Source organism: Winogradskyella helgolandensis, from assembly GCF_013404085.1.
GTDB classification, from domain to species: domain Bacteria; phylum Bacteroidota; class Bacteroidia; order Flavobacteriales; family Flavobacteriaceae; genus Winogradskyella; species Winogradskyella helgolandensis.
The window spans coordinates 4,051,757-4,075,517 of the sequence record NZ_JABFHO010000001.1 but is presented as its reverse complement, the minus strand read 5'-3'; the positions used below and the strand labels follow the sequence as shown (position 1 = coordinate 4,075,517).

Annotated in this window: 5 protein-coding genes; all 5 read right to left on the bottom strand. The window is 33.6% G+C overall.

Annotated elements, in window-relative coordinates; all coding sequences use genetic code 11:
* Positions 1-244 precede the first annotated feature (244 nt).
* Positions 245-2,593 (bottom strand): choice-of-anchor L domain-containing protein, encoded by a 2,349-nt coding sequence (locus HM992_RS17235; protein WP_179320622.1) that lies wholly within the window; start codon positions 2,591-2,593, stop codon positions 245-247.
* An 83-nt stretch (positions 2,594-2,676) separates the two neighbouring features.
* On the bottom strand, positions 2,677-8,340 hold the full coding sequence (locus HM992_RS19945; RefSeq protein WP_179320620.1) for a T9SS type B sorting domain-containing protein: 5,664 nt from the start codon (positions 8,338-8,340) through the stop codon (positions 2,677-2,679).
* A gap of 141 nt (positions 8,341-8,481) precedes the next feature.
* On the bottom strand, positions 8,482-13,320 hold the full coding sequence (locus HM992_RS17225) for a T9SS type B sorting domain-containing protein (protein ID WP_179320618.1): 4,839 nt from the start codon (positions 13,318-13,320) through the stop codon (positions 8,482-8,484).
* A 120-nt stretch (positions 13,321-13,440) separates the two neighbouring features.
* Positions 13,441-18,285, bottom strand: coding sequence for a T9SS type B sorting domain-containing protein (locus HM992_RS17220; protein WP_179320616.1), 4,845 nt, complete (start codon positions 18,283-18,285; stop codon positions 13,441-13,443).
* 287 nt (positions 18,286-18,572) lie between these two features.
* Positions 18,573-23,414 carry a T9SS type B sorting domain-containing protein gene (locus HM992_RS17215; protein WP_179320614.1) on the bottom strand — a complete coding sequence of 1,614 codons (4,842 nt, stop codon included), beginning with the start codon at positions 23,412-23,414 and terminating at the stop codon, positions 18,573-18,575.
* Between the last annotated feature and the right edge of the window lie 347 nt (positions 23,415-23,761).

Below are 23,761 nucleotides of genomic sequence, written 5' to 3'. Positions count from 1 at the left end.
CTAATTCTTGCTCAAATAATGGTTGTGTTAGTTATTACAAAAATAGAAGATTATGTGACAACTCAAAATATGAAGACTATTTGTTGTACTGTGAAATCAATCAGGAGTTTAACTGATTATAATTTATTATTTCACGTTTTTAAAATGCTAAATGTGGTTTGTTTTTACTTAGAAATAACAATCTATATTATAATAGATATAACTTGTAGCGTAGTTTCTTTTTAGTGAATGTAAAAAACCGGAATTATCTTCTCAGTGCAAAATGACCAGTATAGGATTTGCCATCAATGAAATCTGCGACAAACCAATAATCATCACTCGGAAGCGGTTTGCCTTTTAGTGTTCCATCCCAACTGCGATTTGCAGACGTTAATACCGTCATTAATTTACCATAACGGTTAAAAATTTGAATAGATGCTATTTGATTAAATTGGTCCTCGTCTCCAGTAACTTGCCACGTGGGATTATCATCATCACCATTTGGGGTAAAGAATTTAGGAAAGCCTATAACAGAAATGGTTTCTTCAGCGGTACCACAGCCATTTTTATCTCTTATATAAACAGTATGAAATCCCTTAGAAACATTAGTGAATACAAAATTATCTTGATATAATCCATCGATATCATCTAAAGCAATTTCATAGTCTCCAATACCGGAGACAGAAATTGTAACCGTGTTATTTGGCGCAACACCAATAACGTTAACACTTTCTATTGTTGCTGTTTCCGAAGCTAAAATCGTAATTGTTCTACTAGAAGAGCAACCATTTGGATCTGTAACAATTACAGTATAAGTGCCAGGTTCTGTAACATCATAAAATAACGTATTGACATCTGTTGTTGTGCCATTAAACTGCCATTCGTAATAATAATTATTTGGTAAATCATTAAGCACTCCACCAAAAATAGTAAGCGGTTCTGGATATGTGTTTAAACAATATAGAAAAGTTTCATCAGCTTCTAATAAAGGAGTGTAAAGTACATTTAGGTTTACAGTGGAAATACCGTAACACCCAATATCGGTGTCTACTTTTACATATAGGCTTTGAGAATATGCAATCGTATTGTCGAATGTTGGATTTAATGCGTTAGTGCCATTAAAAGCATCAATTTCTGATTCGTAATAACTAACAAAAATATCATCAGAAATTTGAGTTTGGATATAATTAAAAGTATCATTTAAGTTAAATGTCGCAAATCCATCAACAACATCTCCATCGCAAGCTTCCAAATCTGGGATATTTAAAACATTATTTGAAATTTGTAATTCTAATTCTGCAACAGTAGGGCAATTGGCTTGATTCACAATTCGTGCAAAAACGATTTGAAAAGGTGAAGTGTTTTGAAACGCATCAGGATTTGCAATCGGATTTATATTTGCTATAGCCTCTGCTTCTGACAAGAAAAAATCATCGACAGTTAAACCTTGATCTCCATCAATTAAATCAAAGGAAGCATTATATAAATCGTAAATGGTTAAACCATCTTGATTTGCATCACATTCAACTAAAATAGAATTAACGCCAAGGGGTAATGATGCATATTCTATAATCACTTCTCCATAGGCAATACAGCCATTGGCTAAGGTGACTTCAACGTTATAGGTTCCTTCTTCGGTAACGGTATACGTACCACAATTCACACAATTGCTAGGCTGAGAATCAATTAAGCTACCATCTTTGTACCAATCGTATGCATTTTGCCCATCTTGTCTTGCATTTAGTTCTATAGTTTCTCCCTCGCATAGAGCATTACTAGTTGCAACAAGCAAATTAGGGCCTAAATCTGAAGATAGCTCAAAACTGCCAGCTTCTAAAAAGACGACCGAATCGTATCTGTAATTAGCTTCATCTGCAATGACTAACTTTACGTGGTAGGTAACATTGGGAACAACGTTTGCAGTTGCTGTTAAAATAGCCGTTTGACCATTAAAATTTATAGGAGCATTAGCATCGTTAAAACTGCCAAAATACGTTTCGTTTTCTGGTGGACAATTATTGGGAACTCCAGGTGTAACCGTAGTTACTTTAACAGGAATGTTGGTGTTTGGTACAATTGCAATATTTTCATATTGTACTTGTCCTGCAACAGGCCGAATTAAAAACCCAAATACATCAGAATAATTACAGGTATTAGAATTGTTCTCTTGATATTCTTCTGATGCAAAAATATATCTAAAACTAATTTGTGATGCTACAGATGTAAAATCAAACTCTAAGATGGTGGCATTGATGGTGCCGGATTCGTTTAGTGCACTTTCTAAGTCAAAATCTCCAGTCCAGCTTGGTGCATTATCATCACTTAAATTATTATTTGGTCCAGGAACATTTGTTAATTTTCCTGTACTGAGCACAATACCACTTTCAAAAGGGAAATTAGAACCATTGGCTTCAAAATATCCGTAGCTTTGATCGGTTCCTCCAAAATCACCACCAACCACATTAGTTACGGTAACATTATTGATACAATCACTATCAATTAAGATGTTTTCTACAAGTTGTTGAGGTGTATACGTCTCGCTATCTACTGAAATGTTCTGGGCATAATTCAATAGGGAAAATAATAGGGTAATAGCTAGTAATGTTTGCTTCATTTTCGTTGTAAGGGAAAGCAAAGATACACTTCTATCAATTATTTAAAATGTAATAAGGTGTTAAAAAAGCTGATGTGTTTTTATTAACGACGAAGCGCAAAATGACCTCGTACTTCAAAAGCAATATTGCCTTGTTTTATTTCTGCTAAAAACCAATAATCTGTGGCTGGCATATTATATCCGTTATACGTTCCGTCCCAGCCTTGTGTGCTAGAACCCATTTGTTTTATGAGCTTTCCGTAACGATTAAAAACATAAACAATACTGCCAGGCAAGGTTTCTATGCCTATAATATGCCACGTATCGTTTTGTGTGTCACCATTGGGAGTGAAAAACGGTGGTGCATCTATAACGAGAACTTCTTTGGTCACTTCTGCACAACCATTTAAATCAATTATGGTAACTGTATGATATCCTAAGGCAACATTCTCAAAAATATTAGAATCTTGGGGGTTACCATCATCTAAAATAAATTGATAATTTCCAATACCACTTATGGTGATTGTAATATTATTAGGATCAGAGAAATCTACAGTTTCCGTTAAATCGATAGTTGCAGATTCTGAAGCTGTAACATTGAATGTGCTTGTAGTTACACAACCATTTTCTGTAGTTACCGTGACAGAATACGTCCCAACTTCGGTGATTTCAATCTCAGAACCAATTTGATTTGTTGACCATAAAAATCTGTCTGTAGGATAAAACGTATCGGCAGAAACTACCAAAGGTAAATTGTCGATACAAACCACTTGTTCAGGAATATTTACAAAAGGTTTTCGATTTACAATTAGTGAAAAATCGACTAAATCATAACAGCCTGTAGTATTATTTTCAATTCGTGCTGTAATGATATCGTTAGTATTGCCATTGTATGAATCGGCATTAATTGGGTTTTGCCCTTCGTGGGCTTCAAGTAGATTGTTAAAGTAAGTGACGCTGTAATTAGATGGATTTTGAAAGCCTAAAATAGGTGCTGTTTGTTGATTTAAATTGAAATCAAAATAGTCATCAAAATTATCATCACATACCTCTAGATTAGGTGGTTGATTAGCTATTGGTAGCGGATTAACACGTAGTTGAAAAGGATGAATATAATAACAATGCGTTGTGCTAAATTCTACACGTGCATAAATGATATCACTCGTACTTGAATACGTGTAATTTGTATCTAAGGGATTTTGGTTGGCAATAGCATCCGCTTCTGATGTGTAATAATTAAAAAGTACATTGTAATTGGTGTCCACAATAACATCATTTATTGTCGTTAAATCGAAACTATTAGTGTCGTTTGCACAGGTCGCAAAAATTTCAAAAGGATTTGTGGCAGGCGGAAGATTGACATGTAATTCTAAAGGCACAAATGTGAAGCAATCTGCAACCGAATTATATACTTTTATAAATATGGTTTGAGGGTTACTAATATTGTAATAATTGTTGGGATTTAAAATAGGATTGTTATCTAATTGTAAATCATCTTCTGATGTATAATACGTGATTATATTATCAGGATTTGGTGTTGTAAATAAATCACTTTCAGCCGTTGTTAAATCGAATGGTGTACTAGCATCATAATTCGTATCACATTCTAAAAGTGGTTCTGGAACATTTGGATGTGGATTTACGATTAAATTAAAATCCGTTAAACTAAAACATCCTGTATCGTTGTTTTCAATTCGGACTGTGATTTGTTGATTTGCTGTTATATGAGGAGATGAAATAGCATTTTCATCATCTTCAGCATCCGTAAGGTTTAAGTGATAAGTTACCGTAAAATCATCAGGGTTTTGTGTTCCTAAAACAGTATTAGTTTGAGTTTCGAGATTAAAAGATGCGATGCCATCATTAGAATCGTCATCACAAGCTTCAATATTGCTTGGAATATTAGCAATAGGCAGCGGATTAATTTGAAGTATAAAATCATACACAAAGAAACAACCCGTTACAGGATGTTCTATTCGAACATAAACAACGTCGTTTATAGTTTGATAATTGTAATTTAAATCTAGTGGATCTGTATTGTTTTGAGCATTATTAAAGGTTTCAAAATATGCAAGTGTTGCTTCAGTATCGGGATCAATTAAGACGGCTTCAATTTCTGCAAGATCAAAACTATTTGTGGGATTGTCGCAAATCTCATAAACTTCAAAATCGTTGAAAAGAGGAGGAAGATTCACAATTAGTTCGAGTGGTACATTAACATAGCAATTACTTAAAGTGTTGATTATTTTTACGTATGCAATTTGTGGATTACTGATGTTATTGTAATTTTCAGGGTCTTGAATAGGGTTGATGTTGTCTTCCAAATCTTCAATAGATTCAAAATAAGTAACCTCAATATTATCTTGTCTTACACCTAGAATTTCAATTTCAGAAACGGTTAAATCCCAACTTATAATCCCATCGTAGTTATCATCACATTGTGCAATTGGTGTTGAGTTATTAACAACAGGAGCAGAGATGACATTAATATCAAAAGCAGAAATTCCTTTACAATAATTTCCGTTATCAACTCTAGCATAAAGCTCTTGTGGATTTGTAGTGTTGGTGTATATTAATGGCACAGGATTGGTATTGGTAAGTGCATCATCAGCAGACTCATGAAATGTTACATCCAAAGTTTCCGGACTACCAGCTACCATTTCAGCAATTTTATCATTTAAATCTAAAGTTATAAAACCATCATTACTGATATCATCACAGACAAAAATGCTTTCCGCAGCGTTGAAAATAGGAATGGATCCGACTTCAATGTCAAATGAAGACGTACCATAGCAATCAGAATCCGTAAAACTTTCTACTCTAACATATATTGTTTGAGGACTATCGGTGTTATTATAAATAGAATATTTGTCTATAACATTGAAACCAGCTAGCGCATCGGCTTCTGATTCATAATATAACACTTGTTTATCTTGCTGACCATTTAATATTTCATCATCTTTTAAATAAAAATAAAAATCAGCCACTCCAGTAATATCCGCTTCACAGTTTTCAAAATTGGTGATTGGAATAAATTCTGGTAAGGTATTCACATAAATATAAAACCCAGAGAGACTGTAACAACCTGTGCTTTCATTTTCTACACGCGCATAAATGTATTGAGTTGCGGTAGTGTAGTTATCAGGATCGGTAATTACATTGTCACTTGCAATAGCATCATTATAATTATTGTAAAAACTAATGTCTACACCTGCCGTAGTTGTTACTATTTCTGGAATTTTTGATCCTAAGTTCACAATTGAAATGCCATCATCATTATCATCACAAATAATTATAGATTCCGGATACATAATACTAGGAGCACTAACAATATTGACCTCTAGTGTAGAAATATCATAGCATTCTGTTTGCGCATTGGTCACTCTTATATAAAATAGTTGCGGGTTAGTGGTGTTATAATAATAATCTGGAAGTATGTTTTCATTATTAATAGCGTCATCTTCGGTGAGGTAATATTTTACATTTCCAGCTTGTACACCTTGTAGCGCAACACTATTAAATGTATCCATGACTAACGTGGTATAACCATCAGCATCTTCATCACAATAGTCCGTAACTTGAGGTGTTAAGCTAACAGCTGGTGCTATTTGTAACACAATATCAACATCTCCAGTGCATTCATCATCAATTAGGGCAGCGTAAATAGTTGTGCCGTTATTTATGACGTTAAATGGTACTGTTTTGTCTATTTCATTAATAGCATTGGTTCTATCGTCTTCGGTAAGAAAAAATGTAACTTCAAATTCGTCGTAACCATCTAAGAGTTCTGTTTGAACTTCATTCAAATCAAAATTAGCCATGCCATCATTAGAAATATCATCACAAACTATAAAGACATTGCCGGATAATTCTGTTCTGATAATATTAGTGTATAATGACAGTTTAGTAACGGTATAACAGCCTGTTGTTGGATCTTGAACACGTATGTAGAGTTGCTGAAAACCTTCAATTGTATTTTGATAATTATCTGCGTCCGCAATAGGATTGAGGTTATTGTGTGCGTCAAATTCAGTCTCATGAAAACTAAGATCTAAACCTGAAATGCCCTGTAAAACATCATCAATTATACTTGTTAAATCAAAAGATTCAAAACCATCCTCATCGACTTCACAAGCATTAATAGTTTGATCATCTAAATTTATAGCAGGAAGATCTTGAAATTCAACAGATATCGTCGTTGTAGAAAAGCAACCTGTTAAGGCATCATAGATTCTAACATATAATGTTTGGTCCGTATTTAAATTGGCATACGGTGAAAAAATTGGACTTTGACCTAAATCTGCCTCTGGTTCTGAAAAATGATAAGACACATATATATTAGGATTGCCGTTTGTAATTTGATCATTAGCAACGTTTAAATCTACGAATGTATAGCCATTTAAGGTCGGGTCTTCACAAGCAATAATAGGATCTGGATCTTCATATTCAGGTTTTTCATTTACGACTAAATTAAATGTAGAAAATGCCAAACAGCCATTTACAGTATCTTCAATTCGAACAAATATAGGTTGTGGAGAACTTGTGTTTTGAATAGTGCCAAGAATAGGGTTGTCATTGTTCTCAGCATCTTCACTAGAGTAATGATAGCTGATGTTGTAGCTTGAAGGAGGCACAGAAGCCAAAACTTCATTATCTTTAGTTGTAAGATTAAAATCCTCTACACCATCATTAGAGTCATCATCACAGTATACGATATCTGAAATTTGAGTTGAAGATTGTTCAGAATCGAGTGTGATTTCAATTGTATCTTCAATAACACAAGACGTGGCGTTGAGTTGTATGGTGATTTCAACCTTATAGATCCCAGAAGATAGTGCGTTTAATGTTGGGTTATTTTCACCGGCTAAAAGAACATCATTTTGATACCAATTATAAGAGGCTTGCGGATTTTGAATATCACCATTTATAGAAACAGAATCTCCACAGGTTGTAATATCTGGACCAAGGTCAACATTGGCATTAAAACTATTACCTTCTATAAAAACTGCGGAATCAAAATTATTATCCGTTTGGTCAGCTATAATTAACTTAATTTGATATTCTACATTGGGTTGAATTGCCGCTCTTGCTGTTAATACCGTTGTTCTACCGTTATAATTAGTGTCTCCAACATTATAGCCTTCAAAAAAAGCTTCATTTTCGGCAGTACAAAAGCCTTCAATTTGATCGTGTATTGTACGCGTATTTACAGGGATTCCTGTACCAGGAATTAAAGCAATATTAGAATATGGAGCAGAAGAACCGGCTTCTCTAATTAAAAAGGCAAAGCCATCAGAATAAAAACAAGGAAATTCTTGTTGGTATTCTTCTGAAGCTAGTAAATAATTAAACTGAATTTGATTAGCAACGGAAATGAAATTGAATTGTATTGAGGTGGCATTTTGTGTATTAGAGATTCCTAAAGCGTTTTCTAAATCTATATCAGTTCCCCATGTATTATCTCCTTCATTTAAGGGATTGCTATTAAGAATATTGCCAGCAGAGTTTACATTACCAGTGGTTAGTAAAATTCCATTTTCAAAAGGGAAATTAGAATTTGCTCTATCAAAAGAACCATAACTATCAATACCATTTATTGAGCCGTTGATGCTTGAAGATATATTAGAAATTTCAACACAATTTTGTCCCAGATTTTGTTGGATGAGTTGTTCTAGTAGTAAAGTATCATCCGTAGTTATTTGTTGGGAATAACTATAATTAATACCAATAAGCGTTATAATAAGGGAAAAGATTAAGTTAGGTCTCACAGTGTTATTTTAATTAAAGCAATGTAGAAGAAAAAAAAATACTATAAAATCACCAGTAATGGGGATTTTTAAGGATAACTAACGTTTTTTATTGGATGAATGACAATTGTATAAAAACATCCAACTTTTGATTTAAAACATTTAACGTCTAAGTGTAAAATGACCTTTGACCTGAAACTGTTTGCTATTCTGAATAACATCTGCAACAAACCAATAATCTCCTGCTGGCATTTTTTTACCGTTATAAGTACCATTCCAACCTTGTGAGTTATGATTAAGTTGTGTCATTAATTTTCCAAAACGATCAAAAATATGGATAATAGTTCCTGGTAGTGTTTCAACACCAGCAATGTGCCATGTGTCAAAATCACCATCATCGTTTGGAGTTAAATGTTTAGGAGTGTCTATGACAAAAACGTCTTTTGTGATACTAGCACAACCATTTTGGTCTATAATAGTAATGGTATTTTGTCCTATAGGAACATTCTGAAACACATTAGATAATTGAAAAGGATTAGTGTTAAGTTGGTATAGGTAATTGCCTATTCCCGTAACAGTCACGGTGATATTGTTAGGGTCTGAAAAATCTATAGTTTCAATAACATCAATCATTGCAGACTCAGATTCCGTAACGCTAAATGTATCTGTATATGTACATCCATATTGATTAGTTATTGTAACAGTGTATAATCCGATTTCATTAATTTCAATTTCCGATGAGGTTTCTCCGGTAGACCATTGGTATGTGTCTGAAGTTGAGTTAGTGTTGGCAGAAACTGATAATGGTAAATCATTTAAACAAATTACTTGATCTGAAATAGAAACTCTAGGAAGCGGATTAACAACAGCAGAAAACTGTGAGATATCATAACAACCTGTGTCATTATTTTCTAATCGAACATAGATGATATCACCGTCATAAATAGCATAATTTGAGGTTATTGGGTCTCTGTTTTCAATCGCATCAGTATTGGAACTATAATAGCTAATAGTAAAATCATTTGAATTTTGATTGCCTAAAACGGCTGAGTTTTGCTGCGATAAATTAACTGAAATAGATCCGTCAAAATCATCATCACAAACCACTAGAGTATTTGGGGTATTTGCAACAGGCAGGGGATTTGTAACCAATTGAAAAGGATAAACTAGATAGCAATGCGTAGTGCTAAATTCTGCCCTAGTATAAAGTGTTTCTGTTGGGCTAGAATAAACATAATTTGAGTCTAAGGCATTTTCATTAGCCTCTGCATCTGCCTCATTTGAGAAATAGTTGATAATAACGTTATAGGTATTATCAATAAGTATTTCGTTAATATCTAAAAGGTTTACGGCGTTTTCTGGGTTTTCACAAACACTATAGGTTTCAAATTCATTGATTTCTGGAGGGGTATTAATTATGAGTTCAAATGGAACAGTTTCAAAACAGCTCGTTGTTGCATTTGTGATTTTGGCATAAATAGTTTGTGGGCTAGATGTGTTTGTATAATTTTCAGGGTTTGAAATAGGGTTGCTACCTATTAATGCATCTTCTTCAGATTCAAAATAAGTAAATCCAATATTATATTGTCTGCCTTCTAAAACCTCTAATTCAATTTGAGTTAAATCCCATTCTAGTGAAAAATTGTTATTGTCAGCGCACGCAGTAATAGATTTGCCCAATTGTACACCTGGAAGTGAAAGCGCATTAAGACTAAAAGTAGGAGTTTCAAAACATCCCGAATTTATGTTTTCTACTCTTGCATAAATTATTTGCGGATTACTTGTTGCTGTATATATTAACGGAATTGCATTAGATCCAAGTTCAGCATTAAGTGGTGTGAGGTGAAAAGAAACGCTTAATTCTGTTGGACTCCCTGTAGTTATATCATTTATTATATTACTTAAATCTGCTGTTACTAAACCTGTTTTATCGATATCACATTCAAAGACGTCTATTGGATTATTATAAATAGGAGCTTGGCGTGCTTCTATTTGCATTGGCGCAATCTTATAACAATTATTTTCAGCTTCATTTTCTAATCGTACATAAAGCGTTTGTGGATTTGATAATGGAAGATAATTAACTGTTTTATCTATGGGATTTATTCGATCTATAGCATCATTTTCAGATTCAAAATATAACACTTGCATACCCACTTGATTGTTTATGATCTCAGCGTCTTTAATCTCAAATAAAAATTCCGAATCCATAGTGAGGTCAAGCCCACAATAGATGTAATCTTCAATAGGATTTAGATGTGGGTTGGCATATATCTTAATGTCATATTTAAAGACCGTAAAACATTCTAAAGCTTCTATTTCACCACGTATATAAACAGTATTACTTTCTGTTATGTAGTTGTTTGGATTAGAAATTGGCGATATCTTATCTACCGCATTTTCATAAGTTTCAAAAAAAGTAAAACTTAAATCATTGGATCCACCAGATAATTCAGGAATTATACTTTCTAGATTAATTGTTGCACTACCATCTTGGTCATCATCACATATAATTAAGGGCTCTGGATTGCTTGCTTCAATAGCATTAGTAACATTGACCTCTAGTGTTGTTACATCATAACATTGCGTAGACGTATTTAATACTCTTGCATAGAATATATGTTGATTTCCAACAATGTCATAGCTTTCAATAAGTTCATTCTCTTGGTTTTCAGCATCATCGGCAGTAAGATAAAACTCAACAGGATTTACAATGCTTGGACCAGGAAGTACCACTTCTACTAAAGGGGCTAATACAATATTCGTTGTGTTTGTATCTGGGTTGGTGTTACCACAATAATCTATAATTTTGGGAGCAACGTAAAATCCTGGTGTTATGGTTAAATTTATTTTTGAATAATGTAAACACCCTTGAAAAGTTGAGATCGCAAAAAGTGTTTTAGAATTGGTAACCGTTTGAATTGTATTTTCGTCTAATTGATTATTTCCGTTATTCCGATCGTCTTCCGTTTCATACAATTTTAAATCTATATCATAACCACCTTTGAGTTCTGTAGCTATTCCTGCTAAGTCAAAATCTACGATACCGTCATTTGTTTCGTCGTCACATCTTGAAATATTATATTCATCCTTAAACCTAGAATATAATAGGTTTTTGTGAAGTTCTAAAGTCATAAACTTTGGACAGTTCTCATCGATATACCTTATGCTAATAGGTATCACATATTTGGTTTCGGACGTTGTGAATATTGGACTGCCATCTGTTCCAAGGAGGATTTCTAGTTGTACTGTAATACCAGGATAAGTGGTTTCGATTTCTTCAAATATTTCAACTATATTATAATCCGCAGGTATCGTGTTATAGTTGTAAGAATTTCCATCTATGGTTTCGCTATAATTAGGATCCATGCACAAATCGAATATGTAGCGTTCTATACCAATGTCGGTTTCTGGTATATAATCTAAATGAATAGGAACTATTACAGGGCAAACACTTGAGTCATCTACAATCCGTGCATAAAACAAATCTGGCTCGTTACTTAACGAAGGGAATTCAGTTAATTCATTCTCTATGTTAACAGCATCATCTTCTGTATGATAAAAGTAAACAGTTGTGTCTAAATTAAAATTTGAAACTACAGTTCCTAAGAAATTTAAATCATTAAAAACGGCTTCTACAAGTTCACCATTACAAACATCTATCGTATATTCTAGAGTGTCAGGCGAATCGCTAACCGAAATTTCAAAACTACCGACTTGCAGACAATCACCATTTAAACTTTCAATCCTAACAAAAATAGTTTCAGTTTGTTCTGTATTTTGATAAAGTCCTGTAATGGTATTAGTGTTATTTTGAGCTGCTTCTATAGTTGGGTGATAACTTATTATATAATCCGTGGATGGTAAATTGGCATATATTTCATCATTTTTTTCAGTAAAATCAAAGTTATTAGTGCCATCACTTCCAAAAGGATTACATACTAACCAATTGTCAATAGGAGATGCTTCTTGAAAAGGAATAATTTCTATAGCTATAGAGTCGCTTAAAGTACAATTACCGCTAACCGTTGGTATGCTCACTTCAACATCGTAGGTTCCAGACGTACTAACTTCTAGCGTGGGATTGTTTTCTCCGGCAATAGGATTACCGTTTAATAGCCACGTATAGCTTGCAGACGTATTATTGATGTCAGCATCTAGGGTTAGGTCACTACCACAGATATTTTGATCTGGACCTAAGTTTATTGAAGCTCCAAAACCATTAGCTTCAATAAACACAGCAGAATCATAACGTTGATCAATATGATCTGCAATTATCATCTTTATTTGGTAAGTTTCATTTGGAAGTATATCTGCACTTGCAGTTAAAACTTCTGTACTGCCATTAAAATTAGTATCACCAGAATTATAACCTCGAAAATAATTCTGGTTTTGTGCCTCACAAAATCCTGTTATAGATGGGTGAATGGTATTAGTGCTAACTTCTGTTGTCGTTTCTGGAACTAAAGCAATATTAACGTAAGGGTCTGTTGTGCCAGCACGTTTAATTAAAATAGCAAAGACATCTTGAAAATTACAAGGGTATTCTTGTTGATATTCGTCTGAAGCAAATAAATAATTAAAGGAAATAAAATTATTAGGAGATGAAAAATCGAATTCAATTGTTGTTGCATTTAGGGTTTGATCTATATTTAGAACATTCAGAATATCAGGATCCGTCACCCAGTCTAAATTCCCTTCACTTAGATCTTGATGATTTTGTGGATCTCCAACAGAACTCACACGACCTGTAGATAAAATTATACCATTTTGTAGTGGAAAGTTTGTGCCATTACTATCGAATGATCCATAACTAACAATATTATTTATGTTACCATTTATAGGAGAAGAAACGTTGTTTACAGTAACACAGTTGCTACCAACTAAATTCTGAATAAGCTCGTTTGGTAGCTGCGAATTGTCCGTAGTTATTTGTTGCGCATATGAAATATATATATACGCGAATAGGAAGAGAAATAAGAGAATATTTTTCTTTTTCATTAAATAGTAATCAAAGCAATAGCCGAAAACGAAGTTTTCTTTTTTTTTATAAATGTAATGAAAAAAATATAAAATGGTAAAACACCCGTGCCAATAGGTTATTTACGACGGTAATGCGATTTAGCGTCTCAAAGCAAAATGGCCTTTTACATGAAATTGGTCTCCATTCTGAATAACATCAGCAACAAACCAATAATCTCCAGCTGGCATGTTTTTTCCATTATAGGTACCATCCCAACCTGGCGTATTGTGATTTAATACGGTTAATAGTTTTCCATATTTATCGAAGATGTGAATAACGGTGCCTGGAAGTGTTTCTGCACCTGTAATGTGCCATGTATCAAAGTCGCCATCATTATTGGGAGTCATATGTTTTGGAGTATCAATCACTAAAATGTCTCGTGTAATGTTAGCACAACCATTTTGGTCAATTATAGTAAGTGTGTTGTATCCTATAGGTACATTATTGAAAACATTAGAAGATTGAAAAGGAAGATTATTTAGTTGATAAAGATAATTGCCAATTCCAGTTACAGTGACGGTTATATTATTAGGATCAGAAAAATCTATAGTTTCTACAACGTCTATAGTCGCAGATTCTGATTCTGTAACGTTAAATGTTGAAGTGTTTTCGCATCCAAACTCATTGGTTATAGTTACAAAATAAGAACCAATAGTATCAATTTCAATATAAGATGACGTTGATCCTGTTGACCATAAGTAACTATCGGATGGGTTATTGGTTTCTGCACTTACTACGGTAGGAGTATCATTTGCACAAATGACCTGGTCTTCAATATGGACAAAAGGTAAGTCTTCTACTATCGTTGAAAATTGAGTAATCGCATAGCATCCAGAGGTGCTGTTTTCTAGTCGTACAAATATGGTCTCATTAGTTTGAGTGATGTGTGTTGTTTCAATAGGCTGATTTCCTTGGATAGCCTCAATTTCAGAATTATAGTAGGTTATAAGAAAATTATCTGGATTCTGACCACCCAAAATTACAGCATTTTGATTTGTTAAATTGATTTCAGCAAAACCATCAAAATCATCATCACAAACGCTTAAATCATTTGGCTGATGAGCAATAGGAAGCGGATTAATCACTAATTGAAATGGATAAACAATATAACAATGTGTAGTATTGTACTCAACTCTAGTATAAAGTGTTTCTGTGGTATTGGTATAGATGTAATTTGAATCTAAAGCGTTTTCATTAGCTTCGGCATCGGCTTCATTTGAAAAATAGTTGATCATAACGTTATAGGTATTGTCAACTAAAAGTTCATTTACATCTAGGAGGTTAATGCTATAGTCTTCATTTTCACAGCTATTAAATGTTTCAAACCTATTAATTTCTGGAGGACTATTTGTTATTAGTTCAAAAGGCACTGAGTCAAAACATCCTGTTGATGCATTTGTTATTTTAGCATATAAGGTCTGTGGGTTGGATGTGTTGGTGTAAGTTTCTGGATTTACAATAGGATTTATATCCATATTTAAATCGTCTTCAGTTTCAAAATAGGAGAAACCGATATTATATTGTCGTCCTTGTAGAACTTCTAATTCAATCTGAGTTAAATTCCATTGTTGCGTGTAATTCTCGTTATTGCCACAAGCTACAAGTTGTTTGTTATATTGAACCTCAGGAAGCGATAAGGTATTAATATTAAATGTTGCTATTTCGACACATCCTGTATTAATGTTTTCAATGTGGGTGTATATTAATTGTGGATTATTAGTAGTAGTATAAATTAAAGGGATAGGGTTAGTTCCTATTTCAGCATTTAAGGGAGTGAGATGAAATGAAATGCTTAATTCAGTAGAACTTCCTTCGTTTATTTCTGTTATTTTATCGATTAAATTCGTCGTTGCAAAGCCTGTTTTTTCAACATCACATTCAAAAACATCTGAAGGATAATTAAAGAGTGGTGCCTGTTTTACTTCAACGTGCATTGGTGCGACCTTGAAACAACTATTTTGAGCTTGATTTTCAAGTCTAACAAAAATAGTCTGAGGATTAGAAGACAGTACATAAGCAGTAGTTTTATCTATGGGACTTACATTGTTTATTGCGTCGTCTTCCGTTTCAAAATAAAAGACGTGCATACCTTGCTGTCCATTTATAATTTCTAAGTCTTTATCTTCAAAAATAAATTCTGTGGGAGTATTTAAATCAGAAGTACAATATATATAATCTTCAATTTCACTGAGCTGCGGATTGGAGTAAATTTGTATGTTATAAGTAAAGACCGTAAAACACTCTAAAGCTTCAATTTCACCTCTTATGAAAACGTCTTTACTTTCTGTTGTATAGTTGTTTGGAGTAGTAATAGGGTTTACATTATTTACGGCATCGCCATAAGTTTCAAAAAACGAAAAACTTAAATTACTAGATCCGTCAGATAAGTCAGGGATAACACTCTCTAGATTAATTGTTGCACTTCCATCTTGGTCATCGTCGCAAATTATTAAAGGCTCAGGATCACTAGCTTCAATAGCAATGGTTATATTAACTTGAAGCGTTGAAATCGTAGGACAAGAGTTTTCCCAAAATAGATTAACGACTCTAACGAAAAACTCTTGCTGATCTCCAGCCATACTGTAGCTTTCTGTAACTTCATTTGTTTGATTTTCAGCATCCTCATAGCTTAAGTAGAAATTTACAGAACCAGCAACGTCCAAATCAAGAAAGTAAATATCTTTAAGCGGAGCTATTGAAATATTTGTATAATTTGTAATAGGGTCAAGGTTGCCACAGTAATCTATAGTAATAGGATCGAGTTCATGGACAGGGTCTATGTTAATTGTAACTTTAGAATCGTATGTGCAACCATAATAGGAAGCTTGCATAAAAATACTTTGCGCATGGGCAACAGATATAATAGAGCTTTGATCTAATGGATTAACTTGGTTGGTGCGATCTTGTTCGGTCTCATAGAAAACAAGGTTAATATCGTCATATCCACTTTTATATTCTTCAGCTAATTCAGCGAGGTTTATATCTATAAAGCCATCATTAGAAGCATCATCACATTCCGTAATATTTTTATCTCGTCCAAAAAGATTATAGACCAAATTTTTATGAATCACAACAGACGTAGAACTGTAACAATAGTCATCAGGAAATTTTACCCTTATAGGCAATACAAAAGACGGAGTAGAAAAGTGAATGATTGGGTAATCTGGATGGGGAAGTATAACCAAATTCATTTCTACTATAAGATCTGGGTATTGTGCTTCAAAATCACTAATTAAGTCATCTACATTATAAGTTAATGTTAAGTTGTTATAATCAATAGTATCAGAACCACTAGGTTCGCTATACATTGGGTCTATACATAGATTAATTATAGTACTGTCTATATCGGGTGGTATTACATAAGAGAAATTAACAGGAACTACCGATGCACAATCGTAAAAAAGGCTTTCTACTCTTGCAAAAAATCTAGGTGGTTCTTGTTCTAAATCAGGAAAGTCACTAATTTCATTTTCAGCATTTATAGCATCATTTTCTGTTAAGTAATAGGTCACTGTGGTGTCAAATTCGTAATTTGAAACAGTCCTATCAAGAGCACTCAACTCGGTAAATGTAGATTCAAAAATGACGCCGTTACAAACTTCAATTGTAAATTCTAATGTGTTAGGAGAATCTTTTACATTAATCTCAAAACGTCCCAACTGAAGACAATCACCATTTAGGCTTTCAATTCTAACAAAAATAGTTTCTATTGGAGCGGTGTTTTCATAAATACCTGTAATTGGGTTAATATTGTTTTCTGCATCATCTTCACTCAGGTGATACGTAATTATATAGTTTGTTGAAGGTAGCGACGCATAAATTTCATCATCTTTTTCTGTGAAATCAAACTGATGTACACCATCACTTGGGGCAGCATCACAGATATTAATGGTATCAATAGGTGAGGCATCCTGAAACGGAATAATTTCTATTTCGATTGAGTCACTCAAAATGCAATTACCACTATTTGAAGGAATAGAGATTTCAACGTCATATGTTCCAGATTCAGTAACATCTAAAGTTGAATTATTTTCTCCAAGAATTGGATTACCATTTAAATACCAAGCATAAGTTGCGGTAGCAGTATCAATTTCGGCATCTAAAGTGAGGTCACTACCACAAATACTTTGATCTGGTCCAAGATTGATAGAATTTCCAAAACCTTCTGCTTCAATAAATACGGCAGAATCAAATCTTTGATCAATATGATCTGCAATAACTAATTTTATATGGTAGGTTGTATTAGGAATAATATCTGTTCTAGCCGTTAATACTTCTGTACGACCATTAAAGTTAGTGTCACCATTGTTGTATCCTTGAAAATATTCTTCATTTTGAGCCTCGCAAAAGCCTGTGATGTTTGGGTGAACGGTATTGGTGCTAATTTCTGTTGTCGTTTCAGGAACGACAGCAATATTAACATAAGGATCTGTTGTTCCTACTTGCTTTATTAATATAGCAAAAACATCTTTAAAGTTACAAGGGTAATCTTGTTGGTATTCATCTGAAGCAAATAGGTAATTAAAAGACACAAAACTATTAGCAGATGAAAAATCGAATTCAATAGTAGTGGCATTAAGCGTTTGGTCTATACCAAGTACATTGAGGATATCAGGATCAGTAAGCCAATCTATATTACCATCATTTAGGTTTTGAGCGTTGAAAGAATTTCCAGCAGAACTTACGCGACCAGTAGAAAGTAGGATACCATTATTTAATGGGAAGTTAGAAGTACTTTTATCGAACGTACCATAACTAATTACGTTATTGATACTACCATTTATTGGTGAGGAAACGTTGCTTACAGTAACACAGTCGCTGCCAACTAGATTTTGAATAAGCTCATTTGGTTGTTCTGTATTAGTCGTGGTTATTTGCTGTGCATATGAGAAATATATCTGCACGAAAAGTATGAGAAATAGCAGTGTACTTTTCTTTTTCATTAGATTAGAATCAAAGCAATAACAGAAAGTGCTAGTTATCTTTTTTTGATAAATATAGAAAAAATTAAATACTTGAAACTAGATCTGAGGAAATAACATAGTTTAACCGTTAAGACGTCACTTTCGGAAAGTTGAATGCGTTTTAATCTAGACCTGTTTGTTCTTCTGAATCAGATTTAATAAATACCGTTATTTTTTTTGTAAATAAAATACACAATCGGTAGGTCCTAAATATAAAAAATCCCCTTACCGAGAAGTAAGGGGATTGTTATAAACTATGATTGAGTTTAATGTTTTAATGTAAAGTGACCTTTAACTTCAAAAGCTATTGAACCACGTTTTACGTCAGCAGTAAACCAAAAGTCACTTGTTGGTAGTATATGACCATTGTAATAACCATCCCAACCAGGAGAACTAGAAGTTAACTGTTTAATATGTTTACCGTAGCGGTCAAAAATATTAATTACAGTTCCTGGTAATGTTTCAATACCTACAATATGCCAAGTATCAAAATCACCATCATTATTAGGTGTAAAGAATTTAGGAATATCAACAACTAATACTTCTTTAGTTACATTAGCACAACCATTTAAATCTATGATTGTAACCGTGTGGTAACCCATGGCTACATTTTGAAATACATTAGAGTCTTGAGGTTCAAAATCATCTAACTGATAAAGGTAATTACCAATACCACTAATAGTAACTGTAATATTGTTTGGGTCTGAGAAATCTACAACTTCTGTAGTTTCTATAGTCGCTGTTTCTGATTCAGTAACACCAAAATAACTTGTGTTTTCACAACCAGATGCAGTGGTAACCTTTACCCAATAATTTCCTACTTCAGTAATGTCAATTTCAGGAGTTGTTTCACCAGTTGACCATATATAGGTATCTGTTGCATAGTTAGTGTTAGCAGAAACGAGTAGAGGCATATTATCGATACAAATAACTTGGTCTCCAACATCAACGACTGGAATCGGGTTTATAACAACGTTAAAAGACGTTACAGCATAACACCCTGTGTTGTTATTTTCTACACGAACATAGATTACTTCGCTATCAAAAGCCATATAATCAGTTTCTAAAGCAGTATTGTTTTCATTAGCTTGAAGTACTGTGTTATGATACGATACCGTAAAATTATTAGGATTTTGACCCCCTAAAATGCTTGCATCTTGTTGGGATAAATCAAAGTCTAAGAGACCATCAAAATCATCGTCACAGGCCTCTAAATCATTAGGTTGATTAGCTATTGGTAATGGATTAACTTTTAAATTAAATTCATAATATGTAGAACAATGTGTGGTGCTGTATTCCGTTCTTACAAATAAGGTGTCATAATTGCTTTGGTATGTGTAATTCGTATCTAACGCATTTGTATTAGCTATTGCATCTGCCTCATTAGAGAAATAACTATATAAAACATTGTAAGTATTATCAGTTGCTATTTCGTTGATTTCTGTTAAATCTAAGATGTTAGATTCATTTGCACATATTTCATAATCTTCAAAATCATTAATAATAGGAGGTTGGTTTACTATTAATTCTATAGGAAGTGCGGCATAACAGTTAGACACTGTGTTGGTCACTTTCATATAAACCGTCTGAGGATTTGAAGTGTTCGTATAATTTTCAGGATTTGAAATTGAGTTTATACCTGCTTCAGAATCTTCATAATTAGCAAAATATTCAATGATGATATTCTGTTGTCTAACATCTGTAATGTTGGCCTCTTTAACTGTTAAATCAAATTGAAGCGTACCATCGGTGTCATCATCACATGCTATAATTGGTTCCGGAAGTGTGACATCTGGTACTGCAATTACGTTAACAACAAATGATGTAATAGATTGGCAAATGGTACCATTATCTATCTGTACAAAAATTTGTTGTGGATTTACGGTGTTACTAAATTCTAGAGGTATTTCATTTGTGCTATTGATAGCATCACTTTCTGAAGTATAGAATTTTACCGTTTGTATATCTGGAATGCCAGCAGTGACTTCATCAACTACCCTAGAAAAATCAAAAAGCTCTGAACCGTCGTTTGAAATATCATCACAAACAAACCAATTTGTAGGCTCATTGTATGTTGGATTTGTACCGACTTCAACAGCAAAAGATGACGTGGTATAACAAGATTCGTCAGTAAGATTTTCTATTCTAACATGGATTTGTTGTGGGTTAGAAATATTCTCATAAACACTTGTTTTGTCGATAGGGTTAGTCTTATTTTCAGCATCAGTTGCGTTAAGATAGTAACTAACTTCTTTACCTGTTTGGCCGTCTAAAGCTTCACTATCCTTGTTTTCAAAAACAAATTGACCAATGCCATCTGTCACATCTTCACAAAACGTATATTGCTGAACATAGTTAGAGAGGTCGCCAACGTAAGGTAAGGTATTTACAATAATATCTAATTCTTCAATAGCATAACAACCGGTTGTACTGTTCTCAACACGCATGTAAACAGTTTCTGTTTGAGCGGCATAATTAGATGTGCTGGTAATTTCGTTTTCATCAGAGCGCGCATCAGCTAAACTATTATGAAAACTAACACTTCTGTTTGGTGTTGCCAAAATAGAGTTAGGAATACTATAATTTAAATTAATAGGTGAGAAACCGTCTCTATCGGCATCACATATTATAATATCTTCTGGTTTTTCACTTTCTGGTGCTGGTAAAACGGTAACTTCAAATGAATTATAGTCGTAACAACCCGTTTCAGAAAATGTAATTCTTGGAAATAATGTAAATGGGTTTGTTGTATTTGCATACGAGTTAGGAAGCGGATTGGTGTTGTCAATAGCATCTTGTTCTGTTAAGAAATATTTGACAGCGAATCCTTCTTCTCCATTAGTTACATCACTATTTAAAGATGATAAATTGGTGGTTGTAAAACCATCTTGATCTTCATCACAAACCGTTAAACTTACGATCGATTCAAACTGAATTATAGGATTTAGTACCAAATCGAATTCAGCAACCTCGTTACACGTTGGGTTTTCTAAAGTGATATAAATGGTTTGTGGATTACTCGTAGAGCTATAAGGAGATAAGGGATCAATAGGGTTTGTTCCATTGTCTCTATCAGTTTCAGTTTCGTAAAATACAATTTCTACATCAGGTAATTCGTTAATGATACCTATTGCAATATTTTCAAAATCGAAATCTTCTGTATTATCATCACCAGCATCACATACAGAGATATCTCTGATATTAGTTGCTGTTAACAAAAGGTTGGTGTGTAACTCAATAGGTGTTACAGATCCACAGCCAGAAGTTGCATTTTCTACTCTAATATATATCAGTTGTTCTTCAAAATTAATATTGGCATAATTCGTATCATCTGCTATTGGGTTTAATCCTGAAAGTGCATCTTCAGGAGAGATATGAAAAGTTACTGTCACATCAGTCAAACCTTCCAGTACTTCAGGTATAATTGATGTTAAATCAAAATTGGCATAACCATCCAAATCTGTATCACAGGCATCTATAAAATGTAGCTCTGTATTAATTACAGGGCTTTCAATAACGCTAATATCTAAAGTTGTTGTGCTAATACAACCGGTTTCTGTGTTTTTAACACTCACAAATACTTGTTCTGTAGCATTGGTGTTGGTATAAGGCATAGAATACGCATTAATACCAGCAGTTGCATCTGCAGCAGAGCTATGATAGCTAACCACAAGGTTGGGTTGCGAAAGTGTGATTTCGGTATCTTTATAAGCGTTTAAATTCATGGCTACTCTTCCGTCAGCAGAACCATCATTACAAACTTCTAGCTCTGTTGGGTTAGAAATGATTGGTAATGCATTTACAACCAAGTTAAATGTTGAAAAAGCTAAACAACCATTTACTGTATCTTCAATTCTTACATGAATAGATTGTGGATTCGAGGTGTTTTGAATAGGACTTGTAATAGCATTACTATTATTTATAGCATCTGTATTGTCATAGTGATATGAAATGGTATACGAAGATGATGGCACTGAGGCTATAACTTCAGCGTCTTTAGTAGATAAATCAAATGTTTCTATACCATCTCCGCTTAAATCATCACAAAGTTGATAGTCGCTAATAGGATCAGACGTTTGTGTAGAACTTAAAGTCACTTCAATATCATCCTCTATAATACAAGAGCTTCCTGCAAGGGGCAATTGAATTTCTACACGATAGTTACCAGACTCTAACGCTGTTAAGGTCGATCCATTTGCCGTAGGAATTTGTGAGTTATTGAAATACCAAGAATACACAGCATTAGGGTTATCGATGTTTCCATCTAATGCAACACTACTAGCACATGTAGAGAAATCTTCTCCTAAATCTACCGAAGCATCAAAACTATTACCTTCTATAAATACCGCAGAATCGTAATTTTGATCATTTTGATCTGCAATAACCAATTTAATTTGATATTGTACGTTAGGTTGAATAGTAGCTGTGGCAGAAAGAACTGCTGTTCTTCCATTATAATTGGTGTCTCCTAAATTATAACCTTCAAAATATTCTCCGTTTGAAGCTGGACAAAATCCGACAATTTCATCATGAACCGTTTGCGTATTTACTGGTGTTGATGTCCCTGGTATTAAAGCGATGTTTGTATAAGGATCGGAAGTTCCTGCTTCTTTAATTAAGAAAGCAAAACCATCAGAATAATCACAAGGGAAATTCCCGAAATATTCTTCGGAAGCTAGTATATAGTTAAATTGTATTTGATTTGAAATAGAAATAAACTCAAATTCTATAGAGGTTGCGTTAACAGTACCAGAAATGCCTAACGTGGCTTCGAGATCACTATCAGTTAGCCAAGTCGCATCTCCTTCGTTTAAAATATCATTGTTTTGTCCGTTACCAGCTGAAGTTGCATTTCCTGTTGTTAATACAATTCCATTTTCGAAAGGGAAATCTGAGGAGGCGCGTTCAAAGTAACCATAACTACCGATACCAATAGAAGAGCCGTTTGAGGGTGAGTTAATATTTGAGACTTCTACACAACCTTGTATTAGTGTGTTTTGAATTAAGTCTTGTGGTGAAACTGAATTATCTACGGTAACTTGTTGGGCAAAAGAAATAGTACAAATTAAGCCTATAAATAAGCAGAGGGAGCGGTTTAAATAAGTCATTAGTTTCGGTTAAGGGTTACTATGTTAGTGTAGGGTAGATTTGGAGTCGACTCGCACACATTATTTAATTATGGCCGAAAAGTATATTAAAATAAGATGAAATACAAAAAAATACGTCGAAATACACGAAATGTTAACATTTGGGCCCGAAAAATGGGCTTTTTAGCTGTTGGAAGCAGTGAAAAGAGAATATTCTTACACTTGAAAATCAGATTATTTACTTTTGTTTTGTAAGAAATATCTTAAATTAAGTGTCAGTAATTTAATTTCATAGCCATAGTAAACCTAAAATAAAATTAGAGGTACTACAATGAACTATTATAATTTTTTGAGGGAATTTTTAATAA

What these genes read in the sequence shown, in the direction of transcription:
- HM992_RS17235 (WP_179320622.1), bottom strand. Translation starts at nt 2,593, where the DNA reads ATGAAGCAAACATTACTAGCTATTACCCTATTATTTTCCCTATTGAAT.
- HM992_RS17225 (WP_179320618.1), bottom strand. Translation starts at nt 13,320, where the DNA reads ATGAAAAAGAAAAATATTCTCTTATTTCTCTTCCTATTCGCGTATATA.
- HM992_RS17220 (WP_179320616.1), bottom strand. Translation starts at nt 18,285, where the DNA reads ATGAAAAAGAAAAGTACACTGCTATTTCTCATACTTTTCGTGCAGATA.
- HM992_RS17215 (WP_179320614.1), bottom strand. Translation starts at nt 23,414, where the DNA reads ATGACTTATTTAAACCGCTCCCTCTGCTTATTTATAGGCTTAATTTGT.